Source organism: Psychrobacter glacincola, from assembly GCF_965118485.1.
Lineage (GTDB): Bacteria > Pseudomonadota > Gammaproteobacteria > Pseudomonadales > Moraxellaceae > Psychrobacter > Psychrobacter glacincola_D.
This window is the reverse complement of sequence record NZ_CBCPJH010000036.1, coordinates 1-21,531: the sequence shown is the minus strand read 5'-3', so window position 1 is coordinate 21,531 and position 21,531 is coordinate 1. Positions and strand designations below refer to the sequence as shown.

Sequence of the window (21,531 nt, the reverse complement as noted above, 5' to 3'; positions counted from 1 at the left end):
TATGGAGAGTGAGTACTAGTGAATAATACTAAGTAGCTACCATACCATTAGATATGAGTAACGGAAAACTATTAACCCATATAGTCTGAGACTTGAGGGTCAATATTTATGCCAGCCGCTCCAAAATAGCGGTTTCAAACCAAGGGAGTTCAGCTTTATCAGCTTCAAGTTTGGCAATAACCACCAAGGCGTGAGTCGCTAGCAAGTACTGATAGTCATTACTGGCTTCTATCGTCAATGGCAGCGGCTTATTAGTTTCTGTATCGATGCTTTGTTCATCAACGCTAATCAGAGCCTGTTTATCATTTTTATACAAAACATCAATACGACCAAAAAACTGCCATTCTTTAAAAGCGGCAAGGATAGCATCATCTTTGTTTTGAGTATAAATCTGCTGCGTCTCTTTGCCAGTATTGGTCCAATGTAAACGAACAGCAAGTTGTAACGCTTCGCTAAATACCACCAATGAGCCAACGACTTTGATATGCCACGGACTTGATATGAGTGCTTCATCGATACCAATTAGCTTTGCAGCTTCTTGCGCTGCCATTGGCGTATTAAACTGTGCCAGTAGCTTTGGCGTTAAGGGATGCGTCTGCTTAATAGCATCGTCCAAGCTGTCATAGTGATATAAAAATGGTAATGGTAAATCTTGCGTAACCGTATTTTTACTGATTTTACAGTTATGAATACGCCAACTGATGGTTTTATCAGTCAATGCGTGCGCCAAGATAATAGCGTTTGGGTCAGTAACTGGAGGCTTGCTCCCCGCAAGTGTCTGCTCGCTAGCATTATTAGCAGACCCGACATGAATGTCTGTATTATTTGATAATTGAGTTGGCAAGGCAGTCAAATCCATAATGGTGAGGTCATTAACAGAGGGGATTAATATAACATTTATCGCCTATGAGCCGTCAATAAATTAATCATCAACCAAAGCGACGGCTTTGATGTTGAAGATGAATCAATGATTATCCGGTACTTGTACTTAAGGCAGATTTCATCCACTATATTTTGTGACGGAAATTACCTTGTAATACTGAAACCTATCTAATATTAATAACTATTTTAATCTAAGGAATAAGAAATGACTGCAGCCAATACACAAACCGCTTATCAAGATGATAATATTTTTGCCAAAATGCTAAAGGGTGAAATTCCTTATCATAAGGTTTATGAAGATGATAAAACACTCGCTTTTATGGATATTATGCCGCAAGCAGCAGGACATGTTTTGGTTATACCAAAGCAAAAAGCCGTTGATTTAGTAGATTTAGAACCAGAATACGCAGCTGCAGTATTGATGACTGCTAAAAAAATCATGCAAGCCCAACGTCAGCTGTTTAAGCGTGAAGGCATTATTCAGATGCAACTAAACGGTAGCGAGGCGGGGCAAACTGTGTTTCATTACCACGTGCATCTCATTCCCTCAAGTATTCATGAATTAGGTCGCCATGCCGTCACACAAGCTGATCATGCAGAGCTTGCTGAGACCGCGAAGCAATTAGCAGCGATTATCAACGCTTAGGATTTAAATTTGCACACTTGAAATTGAAGAAATAGAGCATTTTTTAGCAAAAACATTATAAGCAGCCGATGTTCTAAATAATTATAAAAAGGCAACTATCAAGTTGCCTTTTTTATTACTTGGTAATAGTCATGTAGTAAAAGTTAAAGTAATGTTACATATTAGCGGCATTACTGGGGTTTGTAAGCGATTTATGATAAATATGAAGTCTATTTTTGGTGTTAATAAGAATACTTGTATGAAGAGTAAATCCTACCGTTCCACCATTTTACTGCCAGTATTTATTCCAGCTGCTGCTATTATGCTGCTATTGGTCATCGGCACGGCAGTGAATCCTGAAGCTGCTGGCGCGTTATTTGGTACTGTTTTGAAATTTACCACCGATACTTTCGGTTGGTTTTATATGTTAGCAGTAGCTATATTCCTCATGTTTATTATCTATCTGGCATTTTCACCTTACGGCAATATTAAGCTGGGGCCTGACCATGCCGAAGCTGAATATAAGTTTTTAGAATGGTTTGCGATGCTATTTTCGGCAGGTTATGGCATAGCCTTGCTGTTCTATGGGGTAGCGGAACCGGTGATACATTTTGCCAGTCCACCGTTATCGACACCGCAAACCATTGAGGCCGCCAAAGAAGCAATGCAAATTGCCTATTTTCATTGGGGCTTTCATATCTGGGCAATTTATGGCGTGGTAGGCATATCGCTAGCGTATTTCTCATTCCGTCATGGCTTGCCGCTGTCGGTACGCTCAACGCTATACCCATTAATTGGCGATAGAATCCATGGTCCTATCGGGCATACCGTTGATGTGTTTGCGATTGTCGGTACGATGTTTGGTATAGCGACCAGCTTAGGGATTTCGGTATCGCAAATTAATGCCGGTTTAAATTATCTGCTGCCAGAGATGATTCCGGTCAGTATTACCGTGCAAATTATTATTATTGTGCTGGTGACATTAGCAGCTTTGGCATCGGTGCTGGCTGGGATGGACAAAGGCGTTAAGCGGCTATCTATTCTAAATATGCTGTTAGCAACCGCCTTAATGCTTTTCGTGTTTGTAGTAGGTCCAACCATCTTTATCTTAAATGCCTTTATGGAAAACACGGGCAGCTATTTAGGCAATATCGTTGAGCGTACCTTTAGCTTGCAAGCGTACCAATCGAGTGATTGGATTGGTAGTTGGACGCTATTTATCTTTGCATGGACGATTGCTTGGGCGCCCTTTGTTGGCTTATTTATCGCTAAAATTAGTCGCGGTCGTACCATCCGTGAGTTTGTATTGGGTGTGATGTTGGTACCAACCTTATTTACGTTCTTCTGGTTCTCTGTGTTTGGTGATACTGCGCTACATATGATTATGGTTGATGGTTATGAGTCGCTAATTACTGAGGTGCAAAATAACCAAGCAATTGCATTATTTAAATTGTTAGAAAACTTACCGTTTACGCAAATTGTTTCATCATTGACGGTATTGTTGATTATTACCTTTTTTGTCACCTCATCAGATTCAGGCTCATTAGTCATTGATGCATTAGCGGCTGGCGGACGTACCGATACGCCGTGGTGGCAGCGTACGTTTTGGGTAGTGACTGAAGGGGCGGTTGCGGCTGCTTTACTGGTAGCAGGTGGGTTAGAGGCATTGCAGACAGCAGCTATTGTTAGCGCACTGCCTTTTGCTATCATTATACTGATTTCGGCGTTTGGCATGTGGCGTGCGCTACGTATTGAAGGTCATCGTAATCAAAGTTTAGCCAATGACAATCATTTGCCACCGCATCTGCTGAAATTAGATGCCTGGCGCGAGCGAATTGATTATATGACCCAACAGCCAACGCGCGATAAAGTGCTTGGCTATATCAAAGGCACAGTTCTAACCTCTATGAACGAAGTGGCTGAAAAGTTTGCCGATACAGGCTGGTTGCCTGATGTGAACTATGATGAGGTTAATGATCGTGCTGTTCTAGAATTAAGAAGTGGCGATAATGTCGAATTCTGGTACGAAGTTCGCTTATCAGAGCATGATATTCCTGATTATTACACCGAAGATATGGCAAGTAAACTGCCACAAGAGCATCATTACCGTGCTGAGGTGTATTTGCGCCGTGGTGGTCAGACCTATGACTTATATGGTTATGAGTCAGTGTCGATTATTAATGACATTATCGATCAGTTTGAGAAATATCTGCATTTCGTCAATATCTCGCCAGATATCCTACCGTGGCGTATGCAAGAACATGACGATGATATTACCTTAGAGCAGGGTAGTGTGTTTGATAAATAAGTTATTCACGCTAATCACTTGCAATACGCGTACGAATCCTTAGAATAACGGCTTGTTTTCATTACTAATCAAGCCGTTTTTTATGTCTATTGATTCTCCAGTTTTACCTTTGTCTTTGCCTGTTTCAGACCATCCTTTATTGCAGCCACTTGTGATTGGCGGCTTAACGATTGAAAACCGTCTGATGGTCGCACCGATGGCCGGCGTGACAGACAATCCTTTTCGCAGATTATGTAAATCCTTTGGTGCTGGTCATGCCGTCAGTGAGATGATTATCGCTGATACGGCCCTTTATGCGCGCAAAAAATCCCTCTATCGTGCCAATTTTGATAATGAGATTGCGCCTATTTCTGCCCAAATTGCCGGAGCAGAACCTGATAAGTTGGCAGAAGCCGCACGTTATCAGATTGATAATGGTGCACAAATTATTGATATTAATATGGGTTGTCCTGCTAAAAAGGTTTGCCGTAAGCTGGCTGGCTCTGCACTGCTGCAAGATGAGGACTTAGTAGCACGTCTATTAGATGCTGCGGTCAATGCTGTCGATGCACCCGTCACCTTAAAAACACGCTTGGGCTATGAGAATGGACGTGAAAACATTTTACGTATTGCAAAGCGAGCAGAACAAGCTGGCATTACTGCGATTGCCATTCATGGGCGTACGCGTGAGGACATGTATACAGGTGAAGCGCGCTATGAGCTGATACGTGAAGTCAAAGACAGCATTGGTATTCCTGTCATTGCCAATGGCGATATCGATAGCGCGCAAAAAGCACAACGTGTTTATGAACTTACTGGTTGTGATGCGGTAATGATTGGACGCGCCGCCCAAGGGCAGCCGTGGATATTTCGTGATATCGAGCATTTTTTGCGTACAGGGGAGACGCTTGCACAGCCAAGCGTTAGTGAGATTAAAAAAATTGTATTGGCGCATTTAGAAGAATTATACGGTTTTTATGGTGAATACTCAGGTTGCCGTATTGCTCGTAAGCATATCGCTTGGTATACCACTGGTATTCCCAACTCTAACGCCTTTCGGCAAGCCATGTATGGTGAGGAGAGTACCGCTGGTCAGTTCCGTGTAGTAGAAGCTTTTTTGCATGCTCATGAGTAGTCAGTAAAGAGTATATATTGAGCAAAAAATCATCCATATTTTATCCAACAAGCGTGTCTATACAGTTAAAGCCGTTATATTGCTTATTTGTTTCCTTTATCCTATATTTCTTTGCTATGATTTAGGGTGATATTAACGGCAGTGTAATTCTTAAAAGGATGTTTTATGGCTAACCCTTCAAAAAAAGCAATCAGCAAAGCAGTTAAAGACAAGAATATTATTATTACAGGTGCATCCAGCGGTATTGGTGAGCGTACCGCTTTTTTACTTAGTGAATGTGGTGCTCATGTTATTTTATTGGCACGTACTGAAGAGAAGCTAAAAGCCGTCAAAGATAAAATTGAAGAGCTTGGTGGCAAGGCAAGCTATTATCCTTGTGATTTGACCAATATGGATGCCATCGAAACAGTTAGCACGCAAATTTTGGCTGATTTTGGTCATGTTGATGTGTTAGTAAATAATGCCGGTCGTTCGATTCGCCGCTCGGTTCATGAGTCTACAGATCGTTTCCATGATTTTGAGCGTACCATGGATATCAATTACTTTGGCGCGGTCAAAATCATCCTTGGATTTTTGCCGACAATGATTGAACGCCAAACCGGTCAAATTGTTAATATCTCATCGATTGGTGTACTAGCAAATAGTCCGCGTTTTGCTGCTTATGTCGCCTCAAAATCTGCATTGGATGCCTTTAGTCGCTGCCTCGCCGCTGAAGTAAAAGGCGATAATGTGACGATAACCAATATATTTATGCCATTAGTGCGCACGCCTATGATTGCGCCAACTAAGCTTTATCGTTATATGCCTGCACTGATGCCAGATGAAGCGGCGATGATGGTAGCAAAAGCGATCGTTCATAAACCAAATAGTATTGCCAGCAACATGGGTAAATTTGCCTCGGCTACTTATTCATTGGCACCAGCGATCAACGTTGGTATCCAATCTATGGGTTATCGTATTTTCCCAAGTACCCTTGCAGGATTGACTACCGATAAAAAACCAAATCTTGCTCAGCGTGCCTTTGCCAGAATCTTACCTGGTGAGCATCATTAGAATAGAGCTTTATTAGCCTTGAGCTGAAATAAAAAAGGATGCTGTGGTGTCCTTTTTTTATGCCTTAATAATTATATAAGCGGTTAGGATAGGGGTGCTCTTCTAGTTATTTTGTGATTAGAAGTGCGAGGTTGTCAGGTGCTTTTATCGGTTTGGCACTCTATCTAAGACTTGAATATTTGGCGGATTCTTTTTTTTACCATAATCACTCTTGTGGAAGTAGTCGCTCTTTCAGGGTTCTGACTGCCAAGTAATTTTTGTTATAACTCTGCTAGACGTACAGGATAAAGCGGAATGTCGCAATTGAATGTACGTCTGGTCATAACCTAAGTCAAGGATTAAGGTGTTATTTGCCTTTGTAACCTACGCTTCTATTGCTTCACTTAGCTTTAGTCATCAGACTTTGGCAGTGAATTTGACCATCATTTTAGAATAGCCTCTGATAAAGTTGGACTGTACAATCTCTGGTTTTGAGACCACTTCGATATTCTCAAAGCGTTGTAGCAACTCTTCCCACAGAATACGTAATTGCATTTCGGCCAAACGATTGCCCATGCAACGATGTACGCCAAAACCAAATGACAAATGGTTACGAGCATTTTTGCGATCAATGATGAATTCATCTGGCTGCTCAATCGAACGCTCGTCACGGTTGCCAGAGGCATACCACATCACTACTTTGTCACCTTTTTTAATTAGTTTACCGTTTAGTTCGACATCTTGGGTGGCAATACGGCGCATATAGGCCAAAGGGGTTTGCCAACGAATAATCTCAGATACCATATTGGGAATTAAACTTGGATTGTTTTTTAGCTTAGTAAACTGCTCTGGGAAACTATGTAGCGCTAATACACCGCCAGTCATTGAGTTACGTGTGGTGTCGTTACCGCCAACAATTAATAAGATCAAGTTGCCAATAAACTCCATCGGACGTCTAACAAGGTCTTTGGTGTCGTCATTTGATTGCAATAAAGTGATTAAGTCAAAGCCCTTTGCTTCACCCGCCGCCGTTCGTGCCGCTTTATCATGCCACAACTCTGCAAACTGTTTAGCCATATCAGCCACAGCAATAAAGGTTTCGTCCATATCATTTGAGCCACCAGTCATCTCTGGTGCGCCCGCTGCCAAATCTGACCAATAAATTAGTTTACGGCGTTTCTCATAAGGGAAATCTAACAAGGTAGCTAACATTCTTGCCGTCAGCTCAATAGATACGGTTTCTACCCAATCAAATTCCACACCTACTGGCAAGCTGTCTAGCACTTCTTGGGTACGCGTACGAATAAGGGCTTCCATTTCTTGCAAATTTTTGGGCGCGACAACGCCTTGTACCGCTTGCCTTTGAATATTATGCTTTGGTGGATCCATTGCAATGAACATTTCAGCCTTTAATCCTTCAGGCTGATTACCCAATAGAATTACCGGTTCTGACGAAAATAATTCGTGATGCTTATCTACAAAGACGATGTCTTCATAACGCATGACTGACCAAAATGCACCAAACGGACTATTGGCCTGATAATGTACAGGGTCTTCATCACGCAAGCGTTTATAGTAGGATTCCCAGCGATGTTGTCTAAACAAAAATGGATTGCTTAGGTCGATATCAGCTAACGCTAGCGTAGACACTTCTGGAATGGGTTGTTCAATAAAATCAGGAAAATCACTTTGGTTGAGCGCACGTTTTTTAACCGTTTGAAACAGATGCGCCCCCTTTATTTGAATATGAATGGGCACCACTGCCGAGACTTTTGTGATGGCCTGCACCGCAGTTTTATCAATAGCTGTGGTTAGAGTTGATGGCAGAGCTGTTTTTACAGAGTTCACTATTTTTGTTTTTGTCATTGTATTGTCATCCTTTGACCGACTGTGTGAGGTGAGCACTCAATGACTATAAGTCTAATAAATAGAATTTTTTAGCTCATTGGGCTTGTTTAGATACTGACTTAAACATACATTATGTTATTTACATTACATTTGAAATTCAGGCAACTGTACCATCATGCCATCCATAGCATCCGACACTTGGATTTGGCACGACAGCCGCGAGGTACTGGTTTTCTCTGGCGTCATATCTAGCATTTGTAACTCATCCATTTTTGCATCATCCATAAGAGGCAGCCATTGACGCTCAAGAATGACATGGCAGGTTCCGCACGCGCACTCCCCACCGCAATCAGCATCAATACCCGGTATGCCATTATCAGTTGCAAGCTGCATCAACGATTTACCGGCTTCAACATCAACCACATGCTGTGTCCCGTCATGTTCAACAAAAGTAACAATCGCCATAATTTTATCTCCGAAAAAATCACAATAGTTCACTAGGTATTAAACTCTACAGTGATGAGCAAGAATTAAGGAGGTCATTTATTGACAATACAGGGTCATAAAGAGACAATATTGATTGAGCTTAGCTATGGAAAACATTAGATCGGAAGTCATTATGATAAGTGCTCAATCAGTAGATTCAAAACCTTCATGGGTTAACAGTTCTGACAATGCCAACGTTGCTGACACCGCAACCATTCCGTCCAATTACGCGCGCATTATTGGCCGTGAACTGGCACTAAACATTCGTGATATTCCAAAGTTATTGCAATTTACATCGCTCAATACCAAGCAATTTATGCAGGAGGAGACACGCCTAACTGCGCAACAACAAATTCAGATTTTGCACAACGGTTTATATTTATCCGAACATGAGGATTTTGGCCTACGACTTGGTCAACGCTTGACGCCATCAACACACGGTGCGATGGGTTTTTTGGCCAACAGTAGCCCTAATTTATTGATTGCCTTGCAAGCATTTCAGGCATTTTTACCAACGCGTATCAGCTTTGCGCGCCTGAAACTACAGATCGAGGCTGACACCGTCATCTGTTTGGTTCAATTTGATGTTGCGCTAAGCCCAACTATTCATCGGGTGTTGTCTGAAATCTGTGCCGTTATTTTTTATGAATGTGCAGAATTTATTGTAGGAAGACCAGTGACTGAGGCCAGTCTTTATTTTAGTCATGTTAAACCTAATTATAGCAATTGCTACGCAGATTATTTGCCCGGCAGCTACTCATTTTCAGCCAACGATTTAAAGGTCAGTATCCCTTTGAGTGTATGTGAAATTCCTAATGCCTCAGCCAATCAGGAAGGTTATCTGTTGGCGATGCGACAATGCGAATTAATGCTCGCCCAATTAAATCCACAGACGCCAAGCGACCTTTACCAAATACAAAAAACCATGCTGTCACATCCTTTAAGCGAACTGAATGAGGCAAGCGTTGCAGCCGCTTTATTCGTGAGTAAACGCACACTAGCGCGTAAATTAAAACAAAACAACTCATCGTTTAGAGAAATTCGAGACAATATATTATCGAAGCAAGCTAGTAGTTATTTACGTGATAGCGAGTTATCGGTTGATGCCATTGCTAGCTTGCTAAACTACCATGACAGCGCAAATTTCCGCCGCGCGTTTAAACGTTGGTTTGGTATGACACCGAGCGATTATCGTAAAGAGCAACGATAGCTGGAGCTGAGAGTGATTCCTGATACATGAACCATTATTAGAGAACTAGAACCACAAAGCGGCCGTTAATATTATTAACGGCCGCTAGCTGTAAAGCATACTATTAAACTTAGTCACTAACTGAGTTGTTATGATTCGCCATTTCACTTGCTATCTTAATTCTCATTAAGATGTCTTTAATATCTGAGCCATTCATATAGGCTGGAACTGCATAAGTATCTCTGACTTCTTTAGCAGCCGCTTTTGCCATATGATCGAAATCACTCGCTTGCATATCCCTGACAATAGGACTAATACCTATGCTTTCGATTAAGCTTTTCACTTGGGCAATAAAGTAATCTGCTAGTTCAGCATCACTATGTTGAGTAGGTTCAGTAGTTTCACTGTCTTTTACAACGCCCGTCTTTTTGGCTAGTATTGCCAATCTTTTTTCACTGGCTTTACGGTTTAATTCAAGCACATACGGCAATACGATAGCATTGGCTCGTCCGTGCGGCGTACCATAATACGCACCGAGCTGATGAGCGATAGCATGTACATAGCCAAGCGCAGCTTTATTTAATGCAAGGCCACCATAATGAGCAGCGATACCCATCTCTTCTCGAGCTTTTAGGTCACTACCATTTTTATAAGCTATTGGCAGGTAGTGCATCACTGCTTTAACAGCAGCAGCTGCATAATAGTCGGTCTCTGCACTAGCGTTCACGCTCATCCATGACTCTAAAGCATGAGTCAGGACATCAATGCCAGTATCGGCCGTAATGTGCGGCGGCATACCTTGCATGATTTTTGGATCAATAGCTGCTGCTAGGGGTATCATTTTAGTATCGACAACGATAGATTTTTGATGGGTTTCATCGTCCGATACGACTGCGCCGATGGTCGCCTCTGAGCCTGTGCCAGCGGTAGTAGGAATACAGTAAAGAGGTAAACAAGGTTTTCTGGCTTTAAAGAGACCGATGAGCTGCTTCGGTTTGCAGTTATTGCCTTGGCACATAGCAATCATTTTGGCAGCATCAATCACTGAACCGCCACCGATCGCTAACACTACATCACATCCAGCATCAACAGAATGCTGAAGACCATCCTCTATTACTTTAGAAGTCGGATCAGGGGTGATACCATCGTAAATTTGATAGCGAATATTTTTTTCTTGAAGATAGTTGGTCACTTTTTCTGGTACCCCAAGCTTATTGAGTACAGCATCAGTGACGATGAATACATTGGTGCTTCCTTCATTAATAAGCATGTCACACAGCTCATCACAAGCGTTCTCACCTACCAACAATACCGGCTTTCGCATAGGAACCACCAGCGAGAAGACTTTTAATATTTTAGCTCGAGTTTTAGCAACCGCTAGATAGCCTGTATGTTGTAATGAATCAGCGATATTTGTGGGTTTCTTTTTTGTGGGTTTCTTAATAGTCATATTAACTTCCTTTTAGTCGTACTTTTAATATTCATCTGCAAAATTGGTTGAGCACTACAGTCTTTTTATCCGTATATGTGGCTCTACTGAACTTTAAAATAATAGTTTTAAAGATTGAAAATTTATAAACGTATCTGAGCGCTATAAACTAAGATTTAATGCGTGTTAAAAAGTTAAGGACACGATCGGCAAAATTACCGTATGGCGGTGCCAGAAGCTTCAAACTTGAGAAATGTGCTTGATAAAATACTGGGCGCAGCTTTGAAAAGGTTAAAAACCCTTCATAACCATGGTAGTGCCCCATGCCACTTGCACCAACACCACCAAACGGTAGATCATGCTGTCCAACATGGAATAAGGCGTCATTTACGGATACCCCGCCAGACATCACACTATCAATGTAATAATTGACCAAGGCTTTATTTTGGCTAAAGGGATAGAATGCCAATGGGCGATCACGCTGCGCGATATATGTCACTACTTCTTCAGGCTCTTGGTAGGTTTTGACCATCAGAATGGGACCAAAGATTTCTCGGGTATCAATTTCCATCTGATCCGTACTGTTAAGAATCAGTGTTAATGGAAATTTGCGGCTTATCTCATCAGCTTTTTGCTGATTTAAATTAATCACCGTGGCGCCTTTGTCCTGTGTTTCACTGACACAGTGGCTTAAGCGTTGAAACGAGCGGTCATCAATGATGGATGTATAGTCTTTACTATGGATATCAGGGACATGTTGTTTTACCCACTCCTCTACCGTTTGGATGAACTTTTCTTTTTGCGATTGGTGTACAAATAGGTAATCAATATTGGTGCATATTTGTCCCGCATTAAACTGCTTTACAAACATGATGCGCTCGACGGTTTTTTCTAGCGGGTAGTTTGGATCAATCACCGCAGGTGATTTCCCTCCCAGCTCTAGGGTCACGGCCGTTAAATTCTCTGCGGCTGCTGCCATGACTTTTTTGCCAGTAGCACCAGAACCTGTAAATATTAAATGGTCTAAAAATAATTTTGAAAAAGCAATGCCCACCTCACCCGTCTCATCAAAAATCTGCAACTTTTCAGGCTCAAAATACTGCGGAATCAATTGAATTAATAAAGCCGCCAGATTGCGTGAATTTTCTGATAGTTTTACCATCGCTTTATTACCTGCTGCAAAGACAGCAGAGAGCTGGGTAAACATTAAATTGATGGGAAAGTTCCACGGTACAATCAATCCTATGACACCTAAAGGTTGTGGAATCAGACGGTTTTTTGCGCCAAAGTAGTTAATCAAGTCTACTTTGCGTTTTTGAGTTTTAGTCCATTTTTTTAGATGCTTAATACTACTGTTAATATCATCTGTCACCGTAATAATTTCAGCTAACAAGGTTTCATGTCTTGAACGATTACCATAATCACGATGGACGGCATCAATCAAGGCTTCACGATTGTCATTAATTAATGCTTTTAAATTTTGTAAGTGCTTTTTTCTTACAGCGATGCTTTCAATACCTTCTTTTTGTGCGTGGTTTTTTTGCAGTTGTAGGCAGTCTTGTAGTTGTTTTTCTATATCTAAATGTTCGAATGGCATTTGCATAAATTTCCCTATTACAGCGAATGTGGTGATGGCTCAATGATATTGTTCACTTTCCTATTGAGCATTTGTTTATCAAACTTTAGCAGAACATTCAAAGCATCGCTTGATAATACAGGACATTAATTTGACATTTTAGGACATTAAGTTAATAATTCGGGGTAAAAGGAGTGTGGTATGGGAAATTACATCAGGGCAGCCGGCTTAAGCGGTTTTGAGGATTTAGTTCGTAGCTATGGCAAAGATCCTATCGATATTCTCGGTAAAGTCGGTATATTACCATCGGTGATAAATGAACCAGATTCGCTTATTGACTACGATCGATATTTGAATTTATTGGAATTAGCAGGATTAGTTTGTAACGAGGAGTGTTTCGGCCTAAAGCTAGCTGCCAATCAAAATATTCGAACGATAGGTCTCATTGGTGTTTACATATCTAGGCAAAACAGCGTATTAGAGTCATTGCATGTCGCACAAAAATACATTGATATGCATGCAGAAGGCTTCACTTTTTATGCAAACAAGCTTCCCAATCAATTGTCCGAGCTAAATATCCTCAGTCAGAATGCACAAAATATAGATAGACCACAGGAGGCACAACTTGCTATGTGCTTAATGCACAATGTTATAAAAGATTTGATTGGACCAACATGGCGCCCAGAAAAAATAACGTTAAAACAAAATCCCACGCTTGAATCTCAACAGTTAATAACTAAAATGTTTGACTGTGAGGTGGAATTTGATACCAAGAAGAATGCTTTGTATTTTTGCACAGATCTTTTAGCTCGTAAGCCGTACCACTTTAATGATGATTTGGTTAATCAGCTTATCTTGCAACAATTAGAAACCGAAAGTACTAAATCTAACAGTAATGACATTTTTTTAATAGAAAGCGCCATGAAAATGCTCTTGGCCACGGGCGATTGTAGCATTGCAAATGTCGCATTGTGTGTGGGGCAACATCAAAAAAAAGTGCAACGCCAATTGAGAGAAAAAGGAACAAGCTATAGAGAGTTATTAGAAGATGTGCGGAAAAAAGAAGCGATACGTATTATTAGCACAGCGAGCATTGACCTAACAGATGTTGCACTCCAGCTTGGTTATGCTGAACTCTCTATTTTTAGCCGCCAATTTAAAAGTTGGTTCGGTATGACACCAACAGAATGGAAAAATAAATCTAAAAGACCCGCAAAAAATGTGGTGCTGGTTTAAGGGCGAACCACCTAATGTAGGTTATTAACTATATGGATAATTACGCCAACTAGTACAAAAAATTATAAGAAATATTACAAGGTATGACACCTTATTCTTCTTTTTACTTAGCCAAACACACGCCACATTATCCAAAATAATCCTGCCATTACAATAGCAATGATGAGTAGTCGCTTTCCCCAATAAGGGAGTAGTGGTTTTTTATAGCCCAAATTATTCAGCTGATTATCAAGACCGTCTTTTAAAGTTTGGAAGCTTTGCTCAGACGGAGTACTTTTGACTTTATTTTTAATCAAGCGCTCAGTATCGTCCTCGGCTTGTTCTCTATCAAAGCTAAAGGCTTGGCTTGGGATACCTTGTTTATTTGCGATGCTATTTAGTTTTTGCTGCTGCTGACTTTTTAGCGCAAGCTCGTACGCATCTATGCGAGATTTGGCAGCATCCATACTGATATTTTCGTCGGCAGCTAGAGTCGTAATTGCCATCACGATATTGCCTTTTTCGACCATCATCATAACAGTCTTTGGCAGTTTTGCCTTGGTAGGCTTTGAGCTTGAATCAGAGTCAAACATGACAATCCTCATTTAGGCATGATAATAGGTAAGTATAGTGTAAGTTATTATAACCTTGTTCTAAGGACAAAATTCAAGCAAAGAAATACCGCAGTTATTATCATAGCTGCGGTATTTTAATCAAAATTATTTTACTTTAATTTATAAATCTTTCCAGCGCTGGATAGACTCTTTGATAACTTCTTTGGCTTCTTCTACGTCACCCCAAGACTCGACTACAGTAGTACCTGGTTTTTTGAGGTCTTTATAGTGGCTAAAATGAAACTCTATTTGATTGATCAGCTGCTTTGGTAGATCTGCTAGGCTATTGTAAGCATTGCCTGTATCACGGTCATCAGCAGGTACGACGACGATTTTGTCATCGACTTCGCCATCATCAACGAATTTCATCACACCGATTACTTTCGCTTTTAAGAAAATACCAGTCGGTAAAGGCTGCTCGGTGATAATGAGGGCATCAAGCTCATCGCCATCTTCATCAAGAGTTTGCGGGATAAAGCCATAGTTACAAGGTTTGGCAAAAATCTGTGGATCAACACGGTCAAGCTCGAATACGGCTAACTCGCGGTTCCACTCAATTTTATGGCTACTACCCGTTGGAATTTCTATTACTACGTTAATGATGCCGCCATCAACGTCGCCTGCGTCCAAAATTTTATTAAAATCTGCCATAAATTGCTCCAATTTACTTTTGTTATGAATGCTTTAATGATAAAGGGTTAGATATTGGCGTGCCAGGATGATTGCTGCGCCCAATTTGTACCGTTTGCGATTATAACAACTTTGACACAAACTTTCTCACAATGCTTAAGTCTAAGCGCGCACGATATTATGCAAAAAAGGATTATGCAAAACGGCTATGCAAAAAAGCCTAAGTAGCCTTATTTGGGCGCTAATTCACGCAAAGCGATGTCTCCTGCATGACGCTGCGCGATATTTTCGATGAGTTTTTGAGTAAATTGCTCATAGGTGAGCGATTTTGCTAGCTCGGTAGAAGGATTATCATTTATCGCATGGTTCGTTCGGTTGTCCATATTGACAAAATCTGCCAAACGCAGCATTTGCATGCCAGCATAGCCACAAGGATTGATGGCGTTAAATGCCGATAAATCGCAATCTAGATTGATGGCGATACCGTGGTAGCTAAAACCATGTTTGATTTTAAAGCCAAGCGATGCAATTTTACCGAGCATAATCGTATTGGCATCTTCTACCTCATTTGCAGTGTTATTAGTATCAGCATATAAATAAACACCAGGCGCATCACGGCGAGCACGAGCGCTGATATGAATGGTATCAGTAGATGCCTCGCTTTTTAAGCAGTCGTTTACTACATCCTCAATGGCTTGCTCAGCGTGAGAGACCATGTTGCGCACGCTCCAGCCAATACTGTCCAAATCAAATAGCCAATACATCACCAATTGGCCATGGCCATGCCACGTCACCTGACCACCGCGATCTGTTTTGATAATAGGAGTATTAGTGCGCTGTAAGATATGCTCTTCTTTACCTGCTTGTCCAAGAGTATAGACATCGTTATGGTCGACAATCCATAATTCATCAGGAGTGCGCAGTCCTTGCTCTTTTTTAAGGGCGATACGCTCTAATGTGCGCGATAACATAGCATCAAGGGTTGATACGTAATCAGCCGCTAAGAAAGACTTAGTAATAAGGATGTCATTGAGTGGTTGTTCATTGTCTAAATTCGTTTTAAGAGGCTGCATAGTATATGGCATGAGAGGATGGTCTTATATTTTTGTGACAGTAAATAGTAAGAAAGTGGCGATTATTAGCAGTGCTGTCATCGAGTGTAGCAGTTTTCATATTACTGCCCAAAGTTTAATTTGATTATATTTGCTGATAAAAATAGCGTCGTATTAGGGCTTAATAACACAACTATAGGTAAACTGTTAGAGATAAAGACAGCATTTGTGTGAGTGGATACGCATCCTATACAGACCCACGGGTCAACTAAAGATGCTGTTCATTAAAGTGTCAATGCGCTACATTAAATGCTATTAAATAAAGTAATGCCTTATAAATCAGTATTCTATAGCATGAAATTTTAGCTGTTTTCAGTATTAAGCTTTATTTTATTGGTAGCAAGTTTATACCGATCATTAAGTGATATCAGTGCTATTTAGCGTCTAATAACCACAATAGAGTCTTATATTTGATAAAGCGTGCCGACTCTCACGTATATAACAAGGAAGATAAATGACAGACAGCGATCAAGATACTCAAGTGCAAAATCTCCATCCTAGTTATGGTGAGCAAGAAGGGCTTAGTATTATCAAAACAGTGGCAGATATGCAGGCACAATTTTCACGCTTGCAAAAATTAAGCCGTACTCAGCCGATTACCGATTGGGCAACACGTGAAAACCAGCTCGACAATCTAGAAGTAATGCTGAGCGACAATCAAGCACTGCTTGCCAAAGCCATCAGCGCTGATTTTGGCTATCGCAGTGAGTCAGAAACCCAGTTTGCTGAGCTGTTCCCAAGCTTTACTGGTATTAGTTATGCCAAAAAACACGGTAAAAGGTGGATGAAAGCGCAGCGGGTATCTATCTCAGCGCTATATATGCCAGCACATAATGAGATTTTACCGCAGCCGCTTGGGGTTGTTGGTATCATGGTACCTTGGAACTATCCCCTGTTTTTGGCGATAGGACCCATGATTGACGCGCTTACCGCTGGTAACCGCGTGATGATTAAAATGAGTGAAGCAGCACCGCAATTTGCGCAAACCTTTGCAGAAACCGTATCGCGTTATTTTTCACCAGATATGGTTTGCGTGGTTATTGGTGAGGTGGATATTGCGGCAGCCTTTAGTGCATTGCCGTTTGATCACCTGCTTTATACTGGCTCTACCGCAGTTGGCAAAAAAGTAATGGCAGCGGCAGCGCCGAATCTGACGCCGGTTACCCTTGAGCTTGGTGGTAAATCGCCAGTAATCATACTAGAAGGTGCTAATTTAGAAAACGCCGTCAACCGCGTCATGATGGGCAAAACCCTCAATGCTGGTCAGACCTGTATTGCGCCTGACTATGTGTTAGTTCAGCGTCAATATCATGAAGAGTTTGTTCGTCTGGCAAGAGAGTGGATGGAGAAGCACTATCCTAATATAGAAGAGAACCCTGACTACTCACGTATAATTAATGGCGCGCAGTTTAAGCGTGTTAAAGGTTATTTAGAAGATTTGTCAAGTGAAGGCGTCTATAGACTTACTGATGCGAAGTCTAATATTGAAACGCGTTTGATGCCGCCGGTCATTGTCAGCGAGCCCGCGCCTGAGAGTGATTTGATGCAAAACGAGATATTTGCACCGGTTTTACCGCTTATGCATTATGATACACTTGATGATGCCATTGCCTTTATCAATGAGCGTCCACGTCCATTGGCACTATATGTCTTTGGCGATAGTAGCCGTGATATCGACAAAGTTCGAACCAATACCGTTTCAGGCGGTCTGTGTATCAATGAAGTTATTATGCATGTGGCACAGCATGACTTGCCGTTTGGCGGTGTTGGCGATTCAGGTACCGGCGCTTATCATGGTAAAGCGGGCTTCGAGCGTTTGAGCCATATGAAACCTATCTTTGTACAATCTAAACTGAATGGTCTGAATATCTTGCTACCACCATATGGTGGCTTATTCAAGAAGGCAATGGCGCTGTTTTTAAAATAGATATTTTTGAAGTGGTTATTGCTTAAATATTTGATTTAAAATCTATTAATACACATCTACATTAATAGTTGACATCACTAAGCAGTTACGAATCTGAGCTCGTTGAAAACCATAGCATAAGAAATAGCATCTATTCAGGTAGGTGCTATTTTTTTGTCCGAAATATCTGATATGAACATTTAAAAGCTATAGCTTTATCATGATTTTGATGCAAAAATTGGTGTTAATGATTGATAAATAAGCATTTGTCATTAGGATTATAAATCGATACACTTTGTAGTGAGTCTAAACGATAATGCTGTTACTTTTAAATCGATATCTAGCAATAAACGCTTGGTTAAAAATCAGTTTTATTAAGCTAAAAGATAGCCATTCTAATCACAATAAAAATGATAAATAGGACATACCGTGCGCCAATGGATTGCATTTAGCTTATTGCTCATAAGCTCGCTATTACTGTCTACACCAGTAGCTGCCGCCTTGCCAACTTGTGAGGCGCCGATTAAATTCGGTGCGTTAACATGGGAGAGTGGACAGTTCACCACGGGTGTTCTCAAGTATATCGTCGAGAGTGGTTACGGTTGTCAAGTGACAGAGGTGCCCGGTGCAGGTCCGGCGCTTGAAACGGCATTGTCACAAAATGATATCCAAGTCATTGGTGAACAATGGGTTGGACGCTCTCCAATTATGGAGCAAGCCATTGCAAAGAACAAAGTAGCCGTTATCGGTGATACGCTCAAAGGCGGCGCAACTCAAGGTTGGTACGTTCCTAAGTATGTGTTGGATGAAAACCCTGGATTGCGCAGTTATCAAGACCTACCTAAATACGCTGAGCTGTTTAAAGATCCTGAAAATCCCGGTAAGTCACGTTTTATGAATTGTCCCTCTGGTTGGACGTGTGAGATTTTTAATACTCGTCTTCTCAAAAATACTGGTTTGGGCAGTGTGTTTAATAATGCGCATCCTGGTACGGGTGCTGCTCTCGATGCCGAGATTGCCTCCGCCTTTGAGCAGCACAAACCGTTATTGTTTTATTACTGGCAGCCTACTGGCTTAATGGCAAAATATGATTTTGCCGCGCTAGAATTTGCAGCTTATAAAGATGAGTGCTGGCAAGACTTACTACTCGCTGATGGCACTTCTGATTGTGTTTCAGGATTCCCTGTATCACCTCTAGGTATCGCTGTATCTACCCCATTTATCGATACCAATCCTGAGCTAGCCGATGTTTTCAAAAAAGTACAGTTTAGCCCTGATGAGCTAAACGGCGCTATCTTAGAGATGAGTGAAAGCAAGCGTAGTGGGGAGGAGCAAGCGTTGGCGTTTTTACGTGAAAACCCCAATGTCTGGCAAGCGTGGGTATCCGATGAAGCGGCGATGAATCTTGCGGCTAAGTTAGGTATTAGTCTAACAGGCTCTGCGATCGCTACCAATACAGCAGCATCTAGTACGAATTCATTAGGTTTATCATCAGATTTCTTCCCTTCGTGGTCACTTGAGACGCCACTTAATAAGGCATTAGCAAGCGTCGTACAAAATTACGGTGACGTGTTCCGTAGTATCAGTAGTGCGGCATTGACCTATTTATTGCTTCCTATTGAACGATTATTAACCATTATTCCGCCATGGCTGATTATTGCGTTAGTGACTGTCTTAGCATGGTTTGGCGTACGTAAGATTTGGTTTGCACTGGCGTGCGCTGCAGGCTTGTTTTTAATTGGCGCGTTTGGCTTATGGGGCGCGTTGATTGATACGTTGGCGCTGCTGATCGTTTCGGTGTTGGTCACGGTGGTAATTGGTATTCCAATTGGTATTGCTATGTCGAGCAGTAAGCTGCTACGTAAGATCATCACTCCTATACTTGATGTAATGCAGACTATGCCAAGTTTTGTCTATCTTATACCAGTGCTAATGCTGTTTGGTATTGGCAAGGTGCCTGCGCTATTTGCGACGGTTATTTACGCGCTACCGCCACTCATTCGTTTGACTACTTTGGGTATTACGCAAGTCAATCATGAGATGGTCGAAGCAGGGCGTTCATTTGGCAGTACACATTTGCAACTGCTTATTTGGATTAAATTGCCGCAAGCGCTACCCAGTATCATGGCAGGTATCAATCAAGCTGTAATGATGTCACTTGCGATGGTGGTGCTTGCCTCTATGATTGGTGCGCCTGGGCTTGGTGAAGATGTATTACAATCTATTCAAACGCTCAATATTGGTCAGGGATTACAGGCAGGAACCGCTATCGTTATCGTAGCGATTATCATCGATCGTATTACTCAAGCCTTTGGTCAAGGTAAGCGCGCGCGGCAAAAAACCATTGAAGCAGGCAAACATCCGATTGGATAGTAGTTTGCTTAATGATAGACGCATGACACGCAAATAGCTTCAGTGATAATAAAAGCTATATCAATAGAACAATAAAAATAACGAGAGTCAGCATGAATCATATCCAGCTAGAGAATATTAGTAAGATATATAATGCCAGTAACGCGCAAGCACAGTCTGCATTGGCCTTGCTGGCTGAAGGTATGGATAGCATTGCAGTAAAGCAACAAACGGGTTATTCGGTCGGGCTTTATGATATTAATTTAAACATTAAAGCGGGCGAGTTGCATTGTATTATGGGGCTGTCAGGTTCTGGTAAATCGACATTGATACGTCATATCAATCGCTTGATTGATCCAACCAGCGGCAAAATATGGGTCGATACGGCTATTAACGCCAAACCCTCTATTGATTCATTAGACACTGTAAATTCTCCGTCTGCTATAAATATTTTAGAGCTTAATGATAAAGGCTTGCAACAGTATCGCCAGCAAACGGTCAGTATGGTATTTCAACATTTTGGCTTAGTACCGCACATGACAGTCATACAGAACGTTGCTTACGGCTTGCGCGTCCGAAAAATGAGCGTGAGCGCGCGCCATGAGGTTGCTCGCCACTGGCTTAATGAAGTTGGGCTATCAAACTTGGAGCAAAGCTATCCTGATGAGCTGTCAGGTGGTATGCAGCAGCGCGTAGGACTGGCTCGCGCTCTGGCGACAGACAATCCAATATTACTCATGGATGAGGCATTCTCTGCGCTTGACCCGCTTATTCGTGCCCAACTGCAAGATCAGTTGCTAGAGTTACAAGAGCGTCTGAATAAAACGATTGTCTTTATTACTCATGATATTGATGAGGCCGTTAAAGTAGGTCAGCGTATCAGCATTTTAAATGGAGGACGCTTGGTACAAACGGGTACGCCAAGCGATTTACGCAATAATCCAGCTGATGGATACGTCGCGCAATTTATGAGGGCTAAGGCTTAAATGAACGGCTTACTGCCTTAGAAATAAGGGGTTTCTGCGGGAAGTTGTTAAAATCGCCTAATCAACATTCTAAATCTATATTGGCTTGTCTTAGCTCGTCTGACTAAGCCTATCTTTATTGTTAATCTATTGATTAAATTGACATTTTTCTTTATTTTCTCGGATTTATCCCCATATAACATAAGTAAATACCAATAATTATATTGGTTATTCCTCTATCTCTCTAC

General features: G+C 41.5%; 17 protein-coding genes. 9 read left to right on the top strand and 8 right to left on the bottom strand.

Features of this window, described 5'->3' with window-relative positions; genetic code table 11:
• Positions 1–106 precede the first annotated feature (106 nt).
• Entirely contained in the window at positions 107–859 is a 753-nt protein-coding gene (locus tag ACMHKH_RS12115) for a hypothetical protein (protein WP_413520896.1), read from the bottom strand.
• Between the two features lie 228 nt (positions 860–1,087).
• Between ACMHKH_RS12115 and ACMHKH_RS12110 the strand changes: the two genes are divergently transcribed.
• The 4 genes from ACMHKH_RS12110 to ACMHKH_RS12095 all read left to right on the top strand — a co-directional run bounded on the left by ACMHKH_RS12110 (position 1,088) and on the right by ACMHKH_RS12095 (position 5,982).
• The gene (locus ACMHKH_RS12110) at positions 1,088–1,528 is read left to right on the top strand and encodes an HIT family protein (RefSeq protein ID WP_413520895.1); all 441 of its coding nucleotides are present in this window, start codon (positions 1,088–1,090) and stop codon (positions 1,526–1,528) included.
• 238 nt (positions 1,529–1,766) lie between these two features.
• Positions 1,767–3,815: a BCCT family transporter gene (locus tag ACMHKH_RS12105; RefSeq protein ID WP_413520904.1), complete on the top strand. Its 2,049-nt coding sequence runs from the start codon at positions 1,767–1,769 to the stop codon at positions 3,813–3,815.
• A gap of 82 nt (positions 3,816–3,897) precedes the next feature.
• On the top strand, positions 3,898–4,929 hold the full coding sequence (gene dusB, locus ACMHKH_RS12100) for a tRNA dihydrouridine synthase DusB (protein ID WP_413520894.1): 1,032 nt from the start codon (positions 3,898–3,900) through the stop codon (positions 4,927–4,929).
• A 165-nt stretch (positions 4,930–5,094) separates the two neighbouring features.
• A complete protein-coding gene (locus ACMHKH_RS12095; RefSeq protein ID WP_413520893.1) occupies positions 5,095–5,982 on the top strand; it encodes an SDR family NAD(P)-dependent oxidoreductase in 888 nt (295 codons plus the stop codon).
• Positions 5,983–6,378: 396 nt separating this feature from the next.
• Here ACMHKH_RS12095 and ACMHKH_RS12090 read toward each other — a convergent pair whose 3' ends face one another.
• Positions 6,379–7,827 carry a cytochrome P450 gene (locus tag ACMHKH_RS12090; RefSeq protein WP_413520892.1) on the bottom strand — a complete coding sequence of 483 codons (1,449 nt, stop codon included), beginning with the start codon at positions 7,825–7,827 and terminating at the stop codon, positions 6,379–6,381.
• Positions 7,828–7,953: 126 nt separating this feature from the next.
• Positions 7,954–8,274 carry a 2Fe-2S iron-sulfur cluster-binding protein gene (locus tag ACMHKH_RS12085; protein WP_413520891.1) on the bottom strand — a complete coding sequence of 107 codons (321 nt, stop codon included), beginning with the start codon at positions 8,272–8,274 and terminating at the stop codon, positions 7,954–7,956.
• Positions 8,275–8,428: 154 nt separating this feature from the next.
• Between ACMHKH_RS12085 and ACMHKH_RS12080 the strand changes: the two genes are divergently transcribed.
• On the top strand, positions 8,429–9,505 hold the full coding sequence (locus ACMHKH_RS12080) for a helix-turn-helix domain-containing protein (protein WP_413520890.1): 1,077 nt from the start codon (positions 8,429–8,431) through the stop codon (positions 9,503–9,505).
• A gap of 109 nt (positions 9,506–9,614) precedes the next feature.
• Here the strand turns inward: ACMHKH_RS12080 and ACMHKH_RS12075 are convergent, their stop codons facing one another.
• Both ACMHKH_RS12075 and ACMHKH_RS12070 read right to left on the bottom strand, forming a co-directional pair.
• On the bottom strand, positions 9,615–10,934 hold the full coding sequence (locus ACMHKH_RS12075; protein WP_413520889.1) for an iron-containing alcohol dehydrogenase: 1,320 nt from the start codon (positions 10,932–10,934) through the stop codon (positions 9,615–9,617).
• 148 nt (positions 10,935–11,082) lie between these two features.
• Positions 11,083–12,516 carry a coniferyl aldehyde dehydrogenase gene (locus tag ACMHKH_RS12070; protein WP_413520888.1) on the bottom strand — a complete coding sequence of 478 codons (1,434 nt, stop codon included), beginning with the start codon at positions 12,514–12,516 and terminating at the stop codon, positions 11,083–11,085.
• A 174-nt stretch (positions 12,517–12,690) separates the two neighbouring features.
• Here ACMHKH_RS12070 and ACMHKH_RS12065 point away from each other — a divergent pair, with 174 nt between their 5' ends.
• On the top strand, positions 12,691–13,725 hold the full coding sequence (locus tag ACMHKH_RS12065; protein ID WP_413520887.1) for an AraC family transcriptional regulator ligand-binding domain-containing protein: 1,035 nt from the start codon (positions 12,691–12,693) through the stop codon (positions 13,723–13,725).
• A gap of 107 nt (positions 13,726–13,832) precedes the next feature.
• Here ACMHKH_RS12065 and ACMHKH_RS12060 read toward each other — a convergent pair whose 3' ends face one another.
• The 3 genes from ACMHKH_RS12060 to lipB all read right to left on the bottom strand — a co-directional run bounded on the left by ACMHKH_RS12060 (position 13,833) and on the right by lipB (position 16,033).
• The gene (locus ACMHKH_RS12060; protein ID WP_413520886.1) at positions 13,833–14,297 is read right to left on the bottom strand and encodes a hypothetical protein; all 465 of its coding nucleotides are present in this window, start codon (positions 14,295–14,297) and stop codon (positions 13,833–13,835) included.
• Positions 14,298–14,438: 141 nt separating this feature from the next.
• Complete coding sequence (locus tag ACMHKH_RS12055) at positions 14,439–14,969, bottom strand: inorganic diphosphatase (RefSeq protein WP_413520885.1); 531 nt, start codon at positions 14,967–14,969, stop codon at positions 14,439–14,441.
• A gap of 209 nt (positions 14,970–15,178) precedes the next feature.
• Positions 15,179–16,033, bottom strand: a complete 855-nt coding sequence (lipB, locus tag ACMHKH_RS12050) for a lipoyl(octanoyl) transferase LipB (RefSeq protein ID WP_413520884.1) — start codon at positions 16,031–16,033, stop codon at positions 15,179–15,181.
• A 481-nt stretch (positions 16,034–16,514) separates the two neighbouring features.
• Here lipB and ACMHKH_RS12045 point away from each other — a divergent pair, with 481 nt between their 5' ends.
• From ACMHKH_RS12045 to ACMHKH_RS12035, 3 genes are all read left to right on the top strand, one after another.
• Entirely contained in the window at positions 16,515–17,987 is a 1,473-nt protein-coding gene (locus tag ACMHKH_RS12045) for a coniferyl aldehyde dehydrogenase (RefSeq protein WP_413520883.1), read from the top strand.
• Between the two features lie 408 nt (positions 17,988–18,395).
• Positions 18,396–20,339 (top strand): glycine betaine ABC transporter substrate-binding protein, encoded by a 1,944-nt coding sequence (locus ACMHKH_RS12040; RefSeq protein ID WP_413520882.1) that lies wholly within the window; start codon positions 18,396–18,398, stop codon positions 20,337–20,339.
• Positions 20,340–20,431: 92 nt separating this feature from the next.
• Positions 20,432–21,304: an ATP-binding cassette domain-containing protein gene (locus tag ACMHKH_RS12035; protein WP_413520881.1), complete on the top strand. Its 873-nt coding sequence runs from the start codon at positions 20,432–20,434 to the stop codon at positions 21,302–21,304.
• Positions 21,305–21,531: the final 227 nt, after the last annotated feature.

What these genes read in the sequence shown, in the direction of transcription:
- ACMHKH_RS12115 (WP_413520896.1), bottom strand. Translation starts at nt 859, where the DNA reads ATGGATTTGACTGCCTTGCCAACTCAATTATCAAATAATACAGACATT.
- ACMHKH_RS12110 (WP_413520895.1), top strand. Translation starts at nt 1,088, where the DNA reads ATGACTGCAGCCAATACACAAACCGCTTATCAAGATGATAATATTTTT.
- ACMHKH_RS12105 (WP_413520904.1), top strand. Translation starts at nt 1,767, where the DNA reads ATGAAGAGTAAATCCTACCGTTCCACCATTTTACTGCCAGTATTTATT.
- dusB (WP_413520894.1), top strand. Translation starts at nt 3,898, where the DNA reads ATGTCTATTGATTCTCCAGTTTTACCTTTGTCTTTGCCTGTTTCAGAC.
- ACMHKH_RS12095 (WP_413520893.1), top strand. Translation starts at nt 5,095, where the DNA reads ATGGCTAACCCTTCAAAAAAAGCAATCAGCAAAGCAGTTAAAGACAAG.
- ACMHKH_RS12090 (WP_413520892.1), bottom strand. Translation starts at nt 7,827, where the DNA reads ATGACAAAAACAAAAATAGTGAACTCTGTAAAAACAGCTCTGCCATCA.
- ACMHKH_RS12085 (WP_413520891.1), bottom strand. Translation starts at nt 8,274, where the DNA reads ATGGCGATTGTTACTTTTGTTGAACATGACGGGACACAGCATGTGGTT.
- ACMHKH_RS12080 (WP_413520890.1), top strand. Translation starts at nt 8,429, where the DNA reads ATGATAAGTGCTCAATCAGTAGATTCAAAACCTTCATGGGTTAACAGT.
- ACMHKH_RS12075 (WP_413520889.1), bottom strand. Translation starts at nt 10,934, where the DNA reads ATGACTATTAAGAAACCCACAAAAAAGAAACCCACAAATATCGCTGAT.
- ACMHKH_RS12070 (WP_413520888.1), bottom strand. Translation starts at nt 12,516, where the DNA reads ATGCAAATGCCATTCGAACATTTAGATATAGAAAAACAACTACAAGAC.
- ACMHKH_RS12065 (WP_413520887.1), top strand. Translation starts at nt 12,691, where the DNA reads ATGGGAAATTACATCAGGGCAGCCGGCTTAAGCGGTTTTGAGGATTTA.
- ACMHKH_RS12060 (WP_413520886.1), bottom strand. Translation starts at nt 14,297, where the DNA reads ATGTTTGACTCTGATTCAAGCTCAAAGCCTACCAAGGCAAAACTGCCA.
- ACMHKH_RS12055 (WP_413520885.1), bottom strand. Translation starts at nt 14,969, where the DNA reads ATGGCAGATTTTAATAAAATTTTGGACGCAGGCGACGTTGATGGCGGC.
- lipB (WP_413520884.1), bottom strand. Translation starts at nt 16,033, where the DNA reads ATGCCATATACTATGCAGCCTCTTAAAACGAATTTAGACAATGAACAA.
- ACMHKH_RS12045 (WP_413520883.1), top strand. Translation starts at nt 16,515, where the DNA reads ATGACAGACAGCGATCAAGATACTCAAGTGCAAAATCTCCATCCTAGT.
- ACMHKH_RS12035 (WP_413520881.1), top strand. Translation starts at nt 20,432, where the DNA reads ATGAATCATATCCAGCTAGAGAATATTAGTAAGATATATAATGCCAGT.